The organism is Novosphingobium sp. FG137, from assembly GCF_057809735.1.
Genome location: NZ_JBMDKN010000004.1, coordinates 23,566 through 41,101 on the forward strand (window position 1 = coordinate 23,566; position 17,536 = coordinate 41,101).

Consider the following 17,536-nt stretch of genomic DNA (forward strand, 5'->3'; position numbering starts at 1 on the left):
TCGAACAGTGACCGCCGCTTAAACATGATCGGTCCGCGTCGTTGCAATCGCGATCCTCGCTATTGCGCGTTTCACTTGAACGCGCGAGCGATCGTGCGCACATCTGGGGGATGGCAGAAGAGAGGACCAGTATCGACACCGAGCATGGCTCAAGCCCGGCATCGCGCGGTGCGGCCGGCGCCTATATCGAGGGCGAGCTCGGCGCGCTCTATCTGCTGGCACTCCTGACCGGCAATAGGGCGCCGGGGCTGCCCGATTCGCGCGTCACCAGCGTGCGCTTCCAGGGCGTCGAGCAAGGTTTCAAGCTCGATGACCTCATCATAAAGGGCATCGGCGCCAGAGGGGATGCGCTGCTCGAAATCCAGTCGAAGCGCGACATCCAGTTTTCTCCAAAGGACGCGGTCTACAAGGACGTCGCCCATCAGATCGCCAGCAGCACGATCGGCAACGTGCCTGCGGAGCGCCATCTGTTCGGGATCGCCACGCAGCGGACTAGCCGCAAGATTTCTGGCGCCTATCAGGATGTGCTGGGCTGGGCGCGCAACGCGGAAACAGCGCACGAGTTCTTCACTCGGCTGGGCGCCAAGGGCGTGGCGAACGACGACATGCGCGCGTTCGTCGCGACAACGCGCGCGCATCTGGTCGCGGGCGGTGTCGCCGACGAGGATGAGGCGATCTGGCGGCTGCTCCGCCGAATGCTGATCCTCGAATTCGATTTCGAGGCAACTGCGCCGATCGCGCGCACCTATGGTCTGGCGCTTGCGCGGATGGCGCTGGCCGACGAGCAAGTCGCACGCGCCGAGGCGCTGTGGAGCCGGCTGGTCGATCTCTCCATCCAGACAGGCACGCGGGGTGGCGAAATCGACGCTGCCGCGCTCAAGGCCAATCTCGCCGAGGCCGAATTCAAGCTCGCCGGTGAACGCGAGTATGGCCCGGCACGTGCGCGGCTCGCCGAACTCGCGCATAACACCCTCGCGCAGATCGGGACGAGCGTCGCGGGCGTGACGTTGCCGCGGCTAATTGCGGTCGCGGCGCTCGACGAGGCGGCGGAGACGCAGCGCTTCATCGTCGTGCGCGGCGATACCGGTGTCGGCAAGTCCTGGGTGCTGCGCCACTATGCCGAGCGCGTCGCCGCGCGCGCGCCGATCATCGTCCTCGACCGTGAGGCGACACCGCCGAGCGGCTGGCTCTACTTGGCGAACGCGCTCGGTATTCCCGGATCGGCCGACGCCTTCCTGACCGATCTGGCGGCTAGCGGCGGAGCCTATCTCTTCATCGATGGCATCGACATGATTGACGATGCGGGGCGCCAGCGCACGATCAGCGAGTTGCTGCGGGCAGCTTCCGCCATTCCCGGTTTCACGGTGATCGCGACCGCACGGCGGGGCAGCGCCAGCGACGCCATTCCTTGGCTCGACGCTGGAATTGCGACCGCGCTTGGCGGGCTGCATGCGGTTGAGGTCGGGGCGCTGTCGGACGAGGAAGTCGCGATCTTGGTCGGCCAGGCGCCCGAACTCGGCATGCTGCTCGATGCAAGCCATCCCGCAGCCCAGCTTGCGCGCAATCTCTACCGCCTGTCGCGCCTACTCCGCGAGCCGAGCGCCGCGTCGGTGCGTACCGAGGCCGAGCTCGCCCAGCTGTGGTGGACCAGTGCCGATGGCGCGTCTGCGGCCGAGGTGCGCGCAGCGCAGCGCATCCTCGAGGCGCTGGCGACCGCCGCGCTCAAGGGCGAGGCCGGGATCGATCTCGCCGAGGATTCGCCGGCCCGGGACCATCTGCTGGCTGTGCAGTCGGTCCGCGAGGCCAGGCGCGACCGGATCGATTTTTACCATGACGTGCTGCGCGACTGGGCGATCGGAACCTATCTCGTCGAAGACCCGTCCCGCTTGGCCGGTTTCGACCTAAGCGGGCCCGTATCGCCGCGCGTCGCCCGTGGCGTCGAGATTGCCGCACGGCTCCTGCTCGAGACGGGCAAGGATGCGAGCGCCTGGCTCGACCTGCTCGCGCATCTCTCGCCGCCGAGCGCGCACGGGTCGTGGCGCCGCCAGGCGATCCTTGCCCTTGTCCGATCCGAAGTCGCCATAGACGCGCTCGCTAAGGCGAGCGCCTCGCTCCTCGCCGGTGGAGGCGCGCTCCTGGCCGAACTGTCCACCACAATCGTCGCGGTCGAGACGCAGGCGGCGGCAGACGCCATCACCCTGCCTGACGGATCGAAGGTCGATCTGCCACGGTCGTACCGGACCGATGTGACGGGATCGTCGGTCCTGGTGCTACGCTGGGTGCTCGGCCACGCCGACGAGATCCCCATGTCGGCGATCGGCGCGGTGGTCGAGCTGGTCGAGGTCCAGACCTTCTTCCTCAAGCTGCTCCCCTCGCTCGCCGAGCGCACCGCCCGGCTGCTGTTCGGCTGGCTCTGCCAGCTCGATCTGCGCGACACTCCGGTCACGATCCCGGGAATGGACGGTCGCGCACGCTGGGCGAGCGACGCACGGCGGCAGACGATCGACAAGCTCCGGCTGATGACGATGCTGCTCGGATCGTTCGCGCCCGACGCGCTCAAGGCCTATCTTACCGCGATCACGAGCGACGGCGACCATCATAAGATGAAGGACTTGCGCCAATTCTCTAGTGTGATCGCGCCTGTCGCGCCGGCCGAGCTCGCGGCGATGGTCAAGGCGAGCCTGATCGAGAAGAAGGACAATCGGCGCGGGCGGGACCGGACGATGGAGCGCGCCTTCAGCTTTGCCGACAGCGACTATCTGCCGCCGTCGCCTTCGCAACCGCCGTTTCTCGACCTGCTGAATGCCGCGCCGGCTGAAGGACTGGCGCTGATCCGGGCACTGGTCGAGGAGGCGATCGCGTTTCGCACTAACGGGCGCGAGCCCGGCAACGATGGTATCGCAGTCGACTTTGGCGAGGGGCCGCGCTTCTTCCCCTGGGCCTCGAGCTATGGCTGGTCGCGGGGCCGCGGCAATGAATATGCGGCCGCCTCCGGGCTTTTGGCGCTGGAGGCGTGGAGCCAAAAGCGGCTCGATGACGGCGATCCGGTCGAGGCGGTGTTGGCCGACATTCTCGGACCCGAGGGGAGTGCCGCCGCCTTTCTGCTGATTGCAATCGATGTTCTTCTGTCGCACGGCACGATTGCGCGCGTGCCGCTCGCGCCGTTCCTCGCCAGCCCGCAGCTGCTCGCCGACGATCGCACTCGGCAGATCCATGATCAGATGGGGTCGGGGCTCGACACGCTTCGGTTGAAGGAAGAGCCTAAGGGTCCGGTGCGCATGGTCGATCTTCGAGCACGCCCCTCGCGCGGCTATTCGCTGGTCGACACACTGCCGAATTTCCTCGCCGACGAGCCGGTCGGCAACGGGTTGCGGACAGCACTCGCGGCCGCGGTCGAGAAGCTTGAGCCCTATGGCGCGCACGCGACGTTGAGCGACCCTGAGCTGGCCGGACGGTACGCGCTCAACCTCCTCACCCGGGCAAACTGGTTCGAGCGGGACGACGGCAATCTCGAATATCGCTCGCCGCCGGACGAGGCCGCGCATTTCGCGGCGCTTGAAGCCAAACGCGACGTGTCGGTCCAGGCAAGCGGCATGGAGGCGCGCATTTCGATGGCCGCCGAGGGCGGCGACTATGCGACTGCCGACACCGCGCGCGACGCGGTCGCCTTTGCCGAGGGCGGCATGCCCGATGGCAGCGATACCGACGTGCTCCAGTCACGCTCGACGCGGTTGATAACGACGGCGCTGCTGGTAGCACGCGACGGTGATGACGGGCTGCTCGCAGCGAACGAAGCATGGGTCCGGCAAGTGATCGCCATCGCGCTTGAGGAGAAATCAGATCGCTGCGGCGGGTCGCACGACATGCTGCGCTACAACCGGCCGGCGATCGCGATCCTGGCGCTGATCCATCTCTGGGCGCGGCAGGGCCAAACCGCCGACCGCGATGCGTTGGTCGCGCTGGCGACACGACAGGATCGGGGGGCGGCCCCCGCGGTGGCTGCGGCGGTCCAGCGCATCCTCGAGATCGAGCCACGCCTCTTCAAGGCGATGATGCGCGCGGCTTTTGCCAGCATGACGGGGCGCTGGAAAAACTGCGAGCCGGAAGACGAGGGGCTCCACGCGGCGTTCGAGGCGGAACGTGCCGCCGGGATCGATGCGGCGGTGGCGGCTGAGCTGGCTTGGCTTGACGGTGGTGCGGAGCCGGACTGGCCAGCCTGGCCCGACGAGCGTCCAAACCTGCGCCGGGCTAGCCGGATGCGAGTGCCGGGACCGGTCACGCCAGAGGAGTTCGACGCCGACAACGCGCTTGAGACGGCGATCGACGCGTCGCCAGCGATTCTTCATGCCGATCATCGGGCGGCGGCCAAATGGCTCGCAATGATCCAGTCGGCGCCTGCCGGCGCGATCGGCTGGCGGCAGGAGATCGTCTCGGCCTATGCAGAGTGGACGGGGCGGATGAACGGGCTGGGCTATGCGGCAAATGCCGAGGTCAGCCGCAACCCGAACGACTGGAATATGCATTACTATGCCTTCTACGCCGAGCGGCTGCTCGACGGGGACGATGCGGCGTTCGCGGCCGACTTGCCGTTCGTGACTGACCTGCCGGACGCGCTGTTCGGCGAAGTTGCGCAAACGGTGCAGCACGCCGCCGACGCGCTTTATTTCAACGACAACGGCCGTGCGGCGGCGCGACCGGTGGCTCTGCGCGAAAAGCTGATCGGCCGTGTAATGACCCTTAACCGGTGGCAGCATGCCCGCGACCCTGCCGAAGCGCGGATCGACATGGAGAGCGGCGGCGTCATCGCGAAGATGCTGTTCAACACCTATGGTATGATCAACGGGACGCAAAGCTATTTGCCGCGCGCCCTTTTCGACAGGGTCGACCCCTTTCTGCCGGTGCTGCGCCCGATGTTGCCTGGTGGGCAGACCGTGTTCGTGGCACGCTGCACGATGAACATGTTGCTGGTTGCGCCGCGCGCGCGGCATCTCGATTTCTTGCTCGACGCAGCCGAGGCCTGGTTTGACCGTACGACATCGCCGGACCTCTGGATCGCAGCGGGCGTCGGCCGTCAGGTCGTGCAGTGGTTCGAGGCGGCGGTGGTCGAGGACCCGGGGTTGCTCGCGCCAGCGCATCCGGCGCGCGCACGGATCGATCGGGCGCTGGGGCAACTGGTCGCCGTCGGTGTCGCTGAAGCACATGATCTGGAGGGGCGTGTCACGGCGACGGCCGAAGCCGCGACCGTGGCGCTCGTTCGCCGCACCCCGCCCGAGTGAAAGTCGGCTGTCCTCGTCCGCTTCGGTTGACCGGATAACGAAAGCTGTCAGCCTCCTTTCGGCCCATTTCCGGCCGCATTCGAGTGCCGGTTATGGAAGCATCGAACTTTGGCTCTCGGCCAAACCTACCGTTCGACATGTTGCGCGCGAACGGCAGGAATGTCCCGTGAGAAGATGTCCACGGTCCTGAAAGTACGATCCCGACGAAAGCCGCCGAAATGTTGCGTCGACCTGGACGCTCAGCAAGGCGCCCTAACATCGGTCGTGCACCCGCCGTGTTGGTTTTCAAGATAACGGCCATTTGCCCGGGGTGGGCATAACGGGCTTGCTCCGCAACGACGTTCAGAGTCTAAGCGGTCAAGAAAGCTCGCGGCTGTCGTGCGCGCGAACCGGATCCGCGCCCCTCAGCTAATGGCACTTTGGTGTTCGGAAAAAGCCAGCGTGCCCGAAACCATTGCTGCGAGCGCAGGCCCGCAGTCGCGCAAAAAGCGGTAGAATTTTATCGTGTTGCCCGTGCCAATTTCGTCTTCGGTAATCGGCTCCCAGCCAGGCCCTGGATAAGAACTCCAAGTGTCGATCGAGGGGGTCGCGACGCTCCCTTTGAAATCTTCGCCGGTGAAATTGTATGACCCGTTCACCAGCCACGCTTCGGTGCGCGCACGGAAGATCGCCCATTGGCTTTGAACACCAACGCGCACGGGCTCAACACCATCGGCCTCGGCGAGAGTGACCATATTCACGCGGACCGGAATCGCCTTTTTGCCGACCGCTTCTTTCAATGCCGGGAAATCGCTGGCGAATGCGGCCGCCAACGCGCGATGGACCGGCAGCGTCTCGCCGTCGACCACCGTGTTCGCATTCAGCAACGCCTTCCAGTCGATCGTTCCTGCCAGGCCGGTCGCCACGAGTTGAATACGCTCATCCAGAAAATAGGCGTCAATGAGGAGGACCGCGGGGATCGGCGGGGGCTGATTGGCCAAAAGCACGCAGGCTGATATGCCCCGAGCTTTCGCCTTGGCGAGCGCATCTTTGGTGAAGCCCGACGCGCTGTAAATGACCCCCATGTTCGCGCCGGAAGAGCCAAGCTCGCCAAGGAAGGAATCCACCTGCTGAACGGTGACCTTGCGGGCATATCGCTTGCAGCTGACGAGGATCTTGACCGGGAAGTGGCCGCCGATCAGCGCCTCGATCCAAACATCACGCTGTCGTCGCGAACCGATATCGACATCGAAGGTCTTAGCGTCGTGTGTCACCTTTGCATCGGGCGCAAGCGCCTGACATAGGGCGGCGACAGCCCGTTCGAAATCTTGCCACGGTGCGCTCATTTGCCGCTGATCCTGACGGTCGGACGCAAATGACCGCTGCCATCGCGCAGCACGAGCAGGAACACCGTTCCCGCGAGCCCGGCGATGTCAGCGAGAATGGCGTCGGCCGCGAGGGTGATGGTCGTCTCGGCATATTGCGGCGGCGTGAGAACGACCCGCGCCGCCACGAACAGCACGACCAGCAACGCGACAGTCGCAACGAGGCCGGTCGTCAGTCGAAGCTTGAACCACAACGAATCGTGTGCTTTCAGCTGGTTAAACGTCTTGCGTTCCTGATGCAGCCGCTCAGGCGCACGACGCCCCATCATTCCTCATCCTCGGCGTCGAGTGCCTGACCTTCGCGTATGGCTTGCGCGATATCGCGCTCCGCATCCTTCAGGATCGCCTCGTATAGAGGATAGGCGGGTGAGAGACGAGGCATGGTGCTGAGCACGGCCTGCGCGTCATCCCGGGCTTTCAGATCGCGCGGCATAGGTTGGCCGCGGGTTCCCGATTTCATACCGGACATAGCGGCCGCAGCGAGTGCGTCGATCGCCCACTTCAACGCCTCGCTGTCAGCTGCGGCACACCGGTCGAGATAGCGTTCGACAAATCGCCGCTGATTGAAGGCGAACAGATGATGCGTGTGGCGCACCAGCTTCGAGATCCATTTCAGTTCGACAACCCCTGCCGCGTCGAGCTTGCCATCGAGAAACTCGACCACGAGGTCGGCGTCGATGTCGAACATGCCTGCGACCAGTTCAGCCGCTCGGTAGACATTATAGCCGTCGTCATCGTCATGCTGGCGAAGCCATGCCCAGGCACGATCAAGCACCCGCGCTGCGTCGGCAGACTTGTGAAAACCAAGCTTGCCCTCGTGGAAGCGGTAACCGAGCAGTTTGATGTCACCTTCCTCATCGGCGAGCGCGCGGTCAGTGCGCTGGAACAGGAAGTCGGCGAAGGGCACGGGAAAGTGCTCGGCAAGTTCGCCGAGCAGCGATTCAACCCAGTGCCCCTGGAAATCCTTGATATCGCGCATCCGCGCCAGCAGCTCTTCCACGTCATTCGCGTCCAGAAGCGCGACGAGCTTGCGGCGCCTTTCCAGCAGCAAAGACGCGACTTCGCTGAGCAGATCGGGCTGTTGCTCGAATGGCGCCAGAAGGGCGATCGCTTTCACCTGCTGATCGGTGAGGTTTTTCGACCAACGAAGCGCCGCGAGCGCCGAACGCGACACCGCCACCTCGGCGCTCGACACGGCACGGCGCAGCAACCGAAGATCTTCCGCGGCGAAAGCCCGTGTCAGCGACCCGAGCGCGGCCACGGCGCGCGCTGCCATGTCGACGTCGCGCTCCAGAAATCGCTCGATCTGGCGGCGACCATCGGCAGGCTCAAGGTTGAGCAACTGTGCCATGGCGCCCCAAACGAAGCTGCGAAACGGCGATCGGGGATCTACCGCCGCACGAACAAGCAGCGCGCGGGAAATTGGTAGATTTTCCTGCAGAAGGGTGTTGGCCAGCATGTAGGCGGAGCCATCGCCGATTCCGGCCCTAGCTAGGTCGACGAGCGCATCCTCCAGCTGATCGAGTAAGTCTTCGGGCTCTGGCCATGTCTCCTTGAGCTCGTTCGCGAGCGACGGCAGCCATTTCTCGACATCGTCCTCTTCCGCCTCACGGGCGATCTGACCGCGAAATGCAAACCGGGCACGATCGACCATCGCTGCGCGCAGACGGAAACTCAGATCGCTAGGAAGGCCGTCGAGGAAGCGGTTCGCTGCGTCCCCAGGCATTCCGCCGCCATATTGAGCATGCCAGCTGACAGCATCCGTTACGGCGAGAATCGTCGTGGCCGATAGGCCCCCGCGATCCAAGATCGCAGTGACAGCCTCGATCGTGGCGGTGAACTCTGCCTGATATTGTTCGCGCAAATCCTCTGGCAGCGACATGCTGCCGATGCCGTAGGGCATCCTGAGCGCATCATGGAGATAGCGGGCGGCGATTGCGCAAACGCGCGGATTGTCATGCTCTAGTAAGGTGACGATTCGGTCGATTACTGCGCGCCGGAGCGGGAGCGCATATTCGTAGGTCACGAATGCGCTTGAGAGCATGATCGCCCGCGCGCTTGCTCGCGATTTGTCGATCGTGCCCTTGAGCAAGGGAGCCAATATCGAGAGCGGCGTGTGCGCTCCGTCCCAAGCCCGATCGTCGTCCATCAAGCCAAACGCAAAGGCTGCAATTTCGTCGTTGAATTCGCGCGGCTTGTGCTCGGCAAACTCACAAAGTTCAGCCAGCGCGCGGATCGGATGACCCGGGTTGGAGCCGGTTTCACGAGTATCGGTTCGTCCCATCTCCCACAGCAGCTGCAATGCCTCGCGACGGTAGCGCTCGGTGTGCGCGATATTCGAGAGGATTGGCGCTGCATCACGGAAGCCCTTACCGCCACGGAGCCGGTCGGTGACGAAGCGTAACGCTTGCGCCGGCTGATAGATCGCTACCGCGCGGACAGCCTCGATACGAGGATCCCAGTCTTGGTCGATGTCGCGAAAGCGTGCCCAAGCGGCATTGAGCAGATTGCTGTCGGTGGGATCACCTCCGTGCCGGCGCCAATCGAGACGCCCCAGATTGACCATCACCTGCGTGAGAAGGCGATCGTCGACAGCATTGATGACACGTTCGGCGAAGAGGCTGAGCCGCCCGTCGTGCTGGATGCAGATATCGTCGATCAGATAGTCGCCCAGCAGGTCGGGCATGAGCCGATAGAAGCGGCCCCGTTTATAGAGGACGCCGCCATCAACGAGCATCTTGAGCGCCCTCGTTGCGTCATCGGCCGCATGTGGCGTGACCGTCTCCAGCAGCTGACCGATCTCGCGATCGTCGATTCGAACCGGCTGGAGGAGCGCGATCAGCCCAAGCATATCGCGTAGGAGGCGACTGTCTTCCGGAAGACCAATCCGCCCGGTCAGCACCTGGGTGAATCGCTCGATCACGACAGCGCGCATGTCGTCGGAATTCCGCACCATTTCGGCGGACACCTCCTGCTCGGTGACGACGCGCGCCGCCATGACGGCAATGAGCGGATTGTCGGCGGCAATACGCTGGACCAAATCCGCCCAACCTTCGTCACCGCCAAATTTGGTCAGGGCATGGGCCGCGAGGTCACGCATTGCCGCCTTCGGCAGAACGCCAAGGCTGATCTCGACAGGTTTGAAGATTGCAAAGCGCGCAAGGTCATTCCGAATGCGCTGCTCGGCATACGGGCGGGTGGCAAGCAATAGACGCGCATTGTTGCGGGGGTCGGCGACATAATCGATCAGGAGAAGAAGACCGTCGCGGTCATGCGCGTCATCGACCACCAACAACTTCTCACCGGTGCCAAGTGCTTCAAGAGCTCGATGGTCCGGGTCGCTGACGGGCGACAGGAAGCGCACCAGCGTTGCCGGATGTGCCGCAGCGTAACGCTCAACGCCTGTCTTGATGAGGCGGGATTTGCCCATGCCACCCGGGCCCGAGACGATTACGATCGGTTGCTCACCTTCCAACCCTGCATTCAGGGTCTCAAGGTCGCCCTCGCGGCCGACAAGCTCCCAGTTATGCGTGAAGGCGCTGTCATATTGACCGAAGGGGGCGAAAAAGCGATCAGCCTTAACCCACGGGCCAGGGTTGTCGCGCCCGAGCAGAGCGAGCCGCTGCCCCCGGAAGAAGATATCGACGAGATTGTCCTGAAGCTCGCCCGGCAGCTTGCGAACCTTGCGGGAGATATCGTCTTGGTCCCAAACTTCCCAGCCGGCAGCCTCCATCGCATCAGCGGTGGCAGGGCTAGCGACGCGGCTGAGCGCAAGAATAGAGCGATCGACCGGACGGTCGACCGCGGTAATCGCGCGTCGGGCTTCGGCAGGACCGAAGCGCTCGACCTGCTTACACTGAATGCCGATCGTTTCGCCGTCGCCGATGGTGAGAACGTCCCAACCGCCCTGATCGTGACCGCGGCCGCCGCGCACGCGTGTGTTGCGATTGGGGTAGAGATAGCTCGCGAGATCGCCGATGAAGCGTTCAAACATCTCCGGTGTCAGCATGCTCAAAGGCAAGAGCGGCGCCACAGCCAACGCGGGCACTGCTTCAGCCTGCCCGAGTTGAATTAGCCGCGATTCATCGAGTTTGAGCGCGTTGGCGAGAGGCGCCATCTGATCAATTGATGGTCGGTGCGTGCCCGCTTCCCACCGACTCACCGACTGTTGCTTGAGACCGAGCACGCTTGCCAGCGCGGCTTGGGTGAGATTCGCTCTGGTGCGCCCGTCAACGATAAACTTGGCAAGAGCCGCGTATTTCGGTTGAGTGGCCACGATACACATCATAGCTGTATGTCTAAATATTGAAACACCTGTAGAGTGCGCGGCATTGTGCCGATCGATCAGAACGAACAACGCCGCACGATCCTAAGGCGCGACGCGATGCGGTTTCACGTTGCATTCGCGACATTCAGCATCGAGCCAGATCCAGCCGTTGTGCTGTGCATCTCGGACGTTTCCCGGATGTCGGCTTTTGACTGCCTCTCCTGAAACGAAATGCCAGGGCGCATTTTCTTCATTTCGACCTGATAGTAGCGTTAAACTTCAGGAATTGATCGTCGCCCTACCTCGCGGATCGCTGCGTAGAGATCGTAGGAAATAAAGCGGTCACCGGTCAGGAAAACCCGACCTTCGTATTCTGATTGCGGTACGTGAACTTGGCCGCCGTAGAGCCGCGGCGACGATGTAGCTCGCCTGAGGACGGCTACCACGCCCAGAAAGTTTTCGTCACGCCAAAGCTCATATTTTAAGCCCGGAACTGCTTCATAAGGTTGAATTTCATCGACCATGCGTAGCTTCCGTCCGGTTGGCTGTCGTTGTTCTGTGGCAACGTTGCCGTCCAAGCTTTGACCATTCTGAGCGTCATCGTCGATGACTTCGTTGTCATCACCACCAGCAGTGCGAACAGAGGTTTCAAGAATGGATGGGGTTGGCTCTGCAGCTTTGGCTGCTAGGCCCGGTTTATCTCCGATCGGGCCAAGCTGGCTAACCAGCTGATCTAGAATTTTGTCCAGCCAAGTGAGCAGTTTGGCGGTCTCCCTAGCCGGATCTGAAAACCAGTCCGTTGACCAAACGCGATAGATTCTCCAGCCCAACGCCTCGAGGACCGACTGTCGAATGTGGTCTCGATCACGGACGCTCAAGCCGGAGTGATAGGGCGCGCCATCACATTCGATGCCCGCGATGAAGCCGATCGGGCATGATGGGTGCCTTACACCGAGGTCGATGCGAAATCTCTCCACGCCCACCTGGTAAATCACTTCGTACCCGGCATCTCGAATTGCATCAGCCACGAAGATCTCAAAGTCACTGTCCGTTTCACCGCCCGAGGCATCCTCATATTGGGCGCCGTTGTGGGCATAGGTGAGATAGGCCTTGAATGCGACTAGACCACGCGATGACGTATCGATGATCTTCACGTCGTCTGGTCGAAGCGAAGTGATGAGACGACATGACAGTTTGGCTCGAGTAACCAATACGTTCAGGCGGCGCCAACCAACCTCACGGTTGATGAGGCCGAAGTTCTGCCGAACCTTTCCGGTCTTGTCTGGGCCATAAACCGTTGAAATCAGGATTATATCTCGTTCATCGCCCTGCACGTTCTCGAGGTTCTTGATGAAGAACTCGTCGACCGTGCCAGCGAAGGCGTCGACATACCGGCGAACCTGCTCTTCTTCGACGATTAAACGGTCAAACTCGTTCTTCAGCAGCTCGGTCTGCTTGGCGTTCATTGCGACGATGCCAATAGATCGCTCTGGGTACCTTTGCATAAGGCCAAAGGCATGCTCGATCGTTACCTCCGCCTCGCGTTGGTTGATCGAGGCTTCGTACTCGGTGTCAGAATGGATCGCCGGGACGAAGATGCATTTGACCCCCATCAGGTCATCATCATTGCCTGAGGGGCTCGGAAACACGACCAGCTCACGGTCATAGAACTGCCGGTTTGAGAACTGGATCAGCGATTCATGCTGGGATCGATAGTGCCATTTCAGCCGGCGCTTTGTCCGAAAACGCTGATTGGCGAGGTCGAGGATGGACTCAGTACCTTCGTCTACGCCTACTGCATCCGATGTTTCCTCATCGATAACCCCGGCCATTTGGAAGTGGTCGCTCGGCGGCAGCTGGTTCGCGTCTCCCACAACCACGAACTGCTGTCCGCGTAGAATGCAACTCAAGGAGAACTCAGGCCGCATCTGCGAGGCTTCATCGACGATGAGCAGATCAAACGAATGGGTGCCTGGCTTGATGAATTGAGCAACCGATGTCGGCGACATCATCCAAACAGGCTTAAGGGCCTGCAGCGCCGCCCCGGCCCGATGCACCACATCACGAAGGGGCGTGCGGGGCCGCTTAAGCGACACTTCGCTTAGAATGAGACCTAAGTCGGTGTACTCTGATTTCCGACCGTAGGATTTCCCCTGCGGGACAGAGTCAGTAAGTCGCTTCGCGACGATCGACGCAGCTTCCATTTTGTGCAGCTCTTTGTCGAGCTTTCGAAACGCCTGGCGAGCGGTCTCGAGCGAGAGGCTGCCAAGGCGAGAAAGCTCTTCACCGTCGCTGCCCAGGAAACTGCGCAACAGCCTTGATGTGAGCAAGAGTTCATAGGCATCCGCCAGCTTGCTCGGTTCGACAAGACCCTCGTCAGCTGCCTCACCCAGAGCCAAGAGGCCTCGTTCGAGCAAGGCAGCCCGGTATTTCAATAGATCGGCTGCCAAGCTAGCCCCGTCTCTGTCGGTGCTTGCCGACGTGAGATCACTGGCGAGTGAGCTCCAGTTGGTACTCAATGTCATTGTCTGAGGGGGGCACCCGACAAGCGAAGCGAATTCAGCCGTGCAGGCAGACCAGTCGGCGAGCGAGGCAGCTACAACGTCTGCCGTCGAGACCAACTTTGAGGAAAACTCTGCCGGGGCCGAGCTATCGGCGAACAGGTCGATGAGGTCGATCGGTCCCTTGGATGCGTCAATGCGATCCAGTTCTTCGGAAGACAACTGCAGCCCGGTAAGGTCGTCGCCAATCCCTTTGACCCACCCGAATAGGCTTCCCGACCCCTGTCGCCTTTCCTCGAACTCGCATCGCACAGCATGAAGCTCTGCGATCCGGTCAGCTATCGTTCCGGAGGTACCAACGAGGTGGCAGTCAGGGCGCAACCTTGCAGCGCTTGTCGCTTGGTAGAGCCTGGCCAAGGCATCCTTGTCTTCCTCAGCCAGCTCAGCCACCTCATCGAAGGAAACGTCGGAAAAGCCAGCTTCTCCCAGGCTCTCCAGAACTTCGGACACCCGCGCACAGCTTGCCGCAAAGCGAGGGCGTTCGGTAATCTCACAATTGAGCCACCAACCAAGAAGGCCCAGCTCATCGATCATCGCTAGCCGTTTGCCTGCATCGGAAATCGCATCGCAGGCCAGCCGGAGGGAGCTGAAGTCGCTGTCAATTCCGTCCCAGAGAAGCTCTGAGAACAAGCGTTTGGCTTTGCTTTTCTCCTCAAACGCAGCCGTGGCACGAAGCAGCATCGCAACGCGGCGCAGCGTTGTCGCCGCATCTTCGCGATTGTTGACCTCTCCGAGATACCGCACTGCCTGACGGAAAGCGGTGCGGTACCGACCGCCTAACCGTCCGAAGAATCCTGTGCCTTCAAGGATGTCAGCGGTCGCATCGATGACCCCTGGATCCGCCGCAAACACGTCTGGCCGGGTAGTTTCGCGAAGTACTGACCGCTCGGCACGCAGTTCTAAAGCCTCCTTTTCGGCCATCGCGACGATCGCCGACGCCTGCGGGTCTGCTAATTCCTGCCGTAGCATTGTATTGCTTGTCGGAGGCAGCTCTGCCAACTTAGCGGTGGTGGTGCAGACGTCCGCAATAGTCTTGACGGTTGCACTGGTGCCTGCGGCAAGCCGGTCGAGAACTCTTTCCAGATCCCTGGTGTTTGCTGCAAGTCGCTTGGTTAGCTCTTCCGCCTCTCGCAACGCCGGGCCAACTTCGGCGGCGAGATCGGGGCAATCTTCCATCGAGAGCGCTGCAGCCAAATCGGCCAGGACGCTGGCATCCATGTCCTCCGGATGTTCCACGTCGGCGGCAAGCGCATGGCTTAACTTGGCCCACTTTGCCTGAAGTTTAAGCAAATCATCTGCTACCTCGGGTGCGTGCAGGGCCGCAGCCACCACAGCCTCATCCTTGCAGGTAAGTGGCTTCAACGCCGAGAGTTGCCGGCTGACCGAAATATAGTCTTCACTCGGAAGCGGGAGTGCGATGCCAATTTCCGCCAGCTTTTGCTCTGCATCCGCTACCGCCCGTGCAGCTTGTCCGGCAGTTGCTGCCGCCTTCAGCGCAGTGGATTGATCGAACGGACTGAGCCGCTGCGCCTTTGCCCATACAGACCTCTGCACTCCAGCTTTCGAAAGTGCCTCGCCGTATTGGTCTAGCACCTCACGGTGCTCTGTCAGGGTTGAACGGTCGATCGCTCGCGGGTCTTTCGGCGACCAGCGCCCTTCCAAAGCGGCTGTTTCCTCGTGGGTGAACCGGGAACGTAGGCGAATTTCGCGCCAAGCCAGATCGTGGGCGGTGACATTGAGAGCACCAAGAGGTGAGCGGATCAGACTGAGGTAACGTCGCAGAAGGTCGCGATGGCGACGGATATCTTTTCGATTGATCTCGAGAAACTTGGGGTCGTGCTGATGGCGGAAGTCGAGGCGCTCGTTGACGCTGTCGTAGACTTCCGACCGGATTGCCCGCTCACCATGCAACTCAAGAAGCAATGGGCCGAATCCAGCGGCGCGGAGGCGATCTGCGACCACCCGAAGCGCTGCCTGCTTTTCCGCCACAAAGAGAACGCGTTTGCCTTGAGCAAGGGCAGTCGCAATCATGTTGGTGATCGTTTGGGATTTGCCCGTTCCCGGAGGACCTTCGATCGCCATGTCATGGCCGGCCGCCATGTCCATGATGGCCTTGTGCTGGGATGCGTCTGCATCTGTGATCAGCGCGGGCACCTTGTCGGCATTCACGGGGTCATCGATATCGATGTCACTTCCGCTGCCCGCCGACTGATGGAACTCTGTGGCACCCAGAAGCCCTGGCAGCAACCTGTGGTTGGCGAACGCGTCTTGCGGCCAAGCTTGGGGGTCAAGGTCCTTCCAAAGGATCATGGGGGGTAGGACTGCGAGAGTCGCAAAGCAGTTGAATTGCAGCCTCTGGCCCTGCGCAAGCACGGTCTTGGTCCGGATGAAATACGACTCAGGGCTTTCGTCCTGCCGCAACTCGGGCAGTTGCAGGCCCCAGTGCGTGCGAGCCTTCTCGATCAAGGCTATGTTGACTTCCAGCTCGTCGCCGGTTGCACGCAACGTGTACTCGAACCGCCCCCGCTTCACTTTTCGGTCCAGCGTCACGGGCATCAGCAAAAGCGGCGCATGCATGGCCACATCCGAGATGTCGTCTTCGAACCACTGCACGAAACCCAAGGCGAGATGCAGCGTGTGCAAGCCCGTCTCGCGCATGTGCGTTCCGGCGCGGTCCCAGATCGTCTTCAGCCGCTTCTCAAGTTCCTTGCGTGTGAGCAGGACGCGGATCTTGTCATCCTCGTGGTGATCCTGCCGACCATCGTCATCGCTGAATTTGAGCTCATAAGATGGATCGAAACCATGGGCGCGGGCGATCGCCGCCACATCAAGGGTTTTGCCATAGGCGAGCTTGGGCAGGCCGAGCTGCACGCGCACCCGTGAGCGGAGCTCACGTTCCTTCTCTTGCAAGGTTTGAACGTCGCTCTCGCTGTCCCCAAGGTCCTCGGTCGCCTTCTGGAACTCGATATCTGTCAGGCGAGCGCGCTCATAGGCGATCTGAAATTCTGCGGTTAGCTCGTCAGGCGGAGTCTGATCCTCGCCGGGTAGCGGTTCGAACCCCATGGTTCCTTCGTTCAGTCGCTCCCAGAGCAGGTCCGGTCGCTCATCGACGATCCGCAATTGCGAAGCGCTGCGCGAAGTATGTTTGAACGAGATCAGCGGTGATTTGCGCGAGAGGTCGATGAGCTTCGCGCGAAGCTTTGCAATTGCAGCATTCGTCCATTCCCGGGTTTGCTGCAAAACGGATTCGGACTGGGGCCGCGCTCTTTGTGCGGCGGGGCTGGTGTAAGTTGGCTTTTTGAGATCATCCAACCAGGTGTCGACAGAAGTGCGGAGCTTGTTGGCCGCGTTTGTGAATCTGTGGTTCAATTCAGAGCGTACAAGGAGCAACTCAGCCGCGTTCTGCCAGTTTCGCTCGGCGATAGCGGATAGTTCATCGATTGATTTGTTGCCCAATGGCCGGTTGGACGCAGTCACTTTGATGATCGCTCCTGGTTGATCTGGAAGAGCCGACTGAGAATGTCGTCGTCGGTAAGCTGGCCGGCCTTGAAGTCGGAGCCCCAACCATACGCATCAGCCACCGCTTCATCCAGTGCGCGGTGAGCGAACGCCTTTTCGAGATCCTTGCGCTGGCCCTTGTACTCCCAAGCGAAGCAGCCCTTGCGCCAAACGTCGGCCCAACCTGCGCCGCCAGCTATCTTGGGCGCGCCTTTCTCGAACGCGAACCATTCACCCTTGGGATCGGCGCTGATCTGATCGAGCACGCCGGGCAGCGCGCTCAGGTCGTTGAAGTGGCTCTGCGATGCAGAGCGCTCTTTCAGTGTGTTGTTCCGCCACTTGGAGATGAAATTCTGAGGAGTCATGCCGCCTAATGGACCAGATTTTGCGCCCGATGTCGAATGCTGGGGCGACGGAGACACAGTTAAGTTGCAGATGCATTTCATATAGTTCTGCATCTGTCGCTCAACGGCTTTCGAGAAGGCCCGCACTCCGCAATGGTCCGGCAAGTGGGGTTCCACGACGTCCATCGCAGATGCGTCGATCTACGCGCCCGTGGTCTCCAGAGGG

General features: G+C 61.7%; 6 protein-coding genes. 1 reads left to right on the forward strand and 5 read right to left on the reverse strand.

The window, feature by feature from the left end; genetic code table 11:
• Nucleotides 1–110 precede the first annotated feature (110 nt).
• Nucleotides 111–5,276, forward strand: coding sequence for an NACHT domain-containing protein (locus tag ACODS2_RS12175; protein WP_488999053.1), 5,166 nt, complete (start codon nucleotides 111–113; stop codon nucleotides 5,274–5,276).
• A 404-nt stretch (nucleotides 5,277–5,680) separates the two neighbouring features.
• Here ACODS2_RS12175 and ACODS2_RS12180 read toward each other — a convergent pair whose 3' ends face one another.
• From ACODS2_RS12180 to ACODS2_RS12200, 5 genes are all read right to left on the reverse strand, one after another.
• Nucleotides 5,681–6,601 (reverse strand): restriction endonuclease, encoded by a 921-nt coding sequence (locus tag ACODS2_RS12180; protein ID WP_488999054.1) that lies wholly within the window; start codon nucleotides 6,599–6,601, stop codon nucleotides 5,681–5,683.
• On the reverse strand, nucleotides 6,598–6,909 hold the full coding sequence (locus ACODS2_RS12185) for a hypothetical protein (RefSeq protein WP_488999055.1): 312 nt from the start codon (nucleotides 6,907–6,909) through the stop codon (nucleotides 6,598–6,600). The genes ACODS2_RS12180 and ACODS2_RS12185 overlap by 4 nt, the downstream gene beginning before the upstream one ends.
• Nucleotides 6,906–10,916, reverse strand: coding sequence for a helix-turn-helix domain-containing protein (locus tag ACODS2_RS12190; RefSeq protein ID WP_488999056.1), 4,011 nt, complete (start codon nucleotides 10,914–10,916; stop codon nucleotides 6,906–6,908). The genes ACODS2_RS12185 and ACODS2_RS12190 overlap by 4 nt, the downstream gene beginning before the upstream one ends.
• Before the next feature lie 263 nt (nucleotides 10,917–11,179).
• Nucleotides 11,180–16,945, reverse strand: coding sequence for a DUF4011 domain-containing protein (locus tag ACODS2_RS12195; protein ID WP_488999057.1), 5,766 nt, complete (start codon nucleotides 16,943–16,945; stop codon nucleotides 11,180–11,182).
• Nucleotides 16,942–17,496, reverse strand: coding sequence for a hypothetical protein (locus ACODS2_RS12200; RefSeq protein WP_488999058.1), 555 nt, complete (start codon nucleotides 17,494–17,496; stop codon nucleotides 16,942–16,944). Before ACODS2_RS12200 ends, ACODS2_RS12195 begins: the two co-directional genes overlap by 4 nt.
• Between the last annotated feature and the right edge of the window lie 40 nt (nucleotides 17,497–17,536).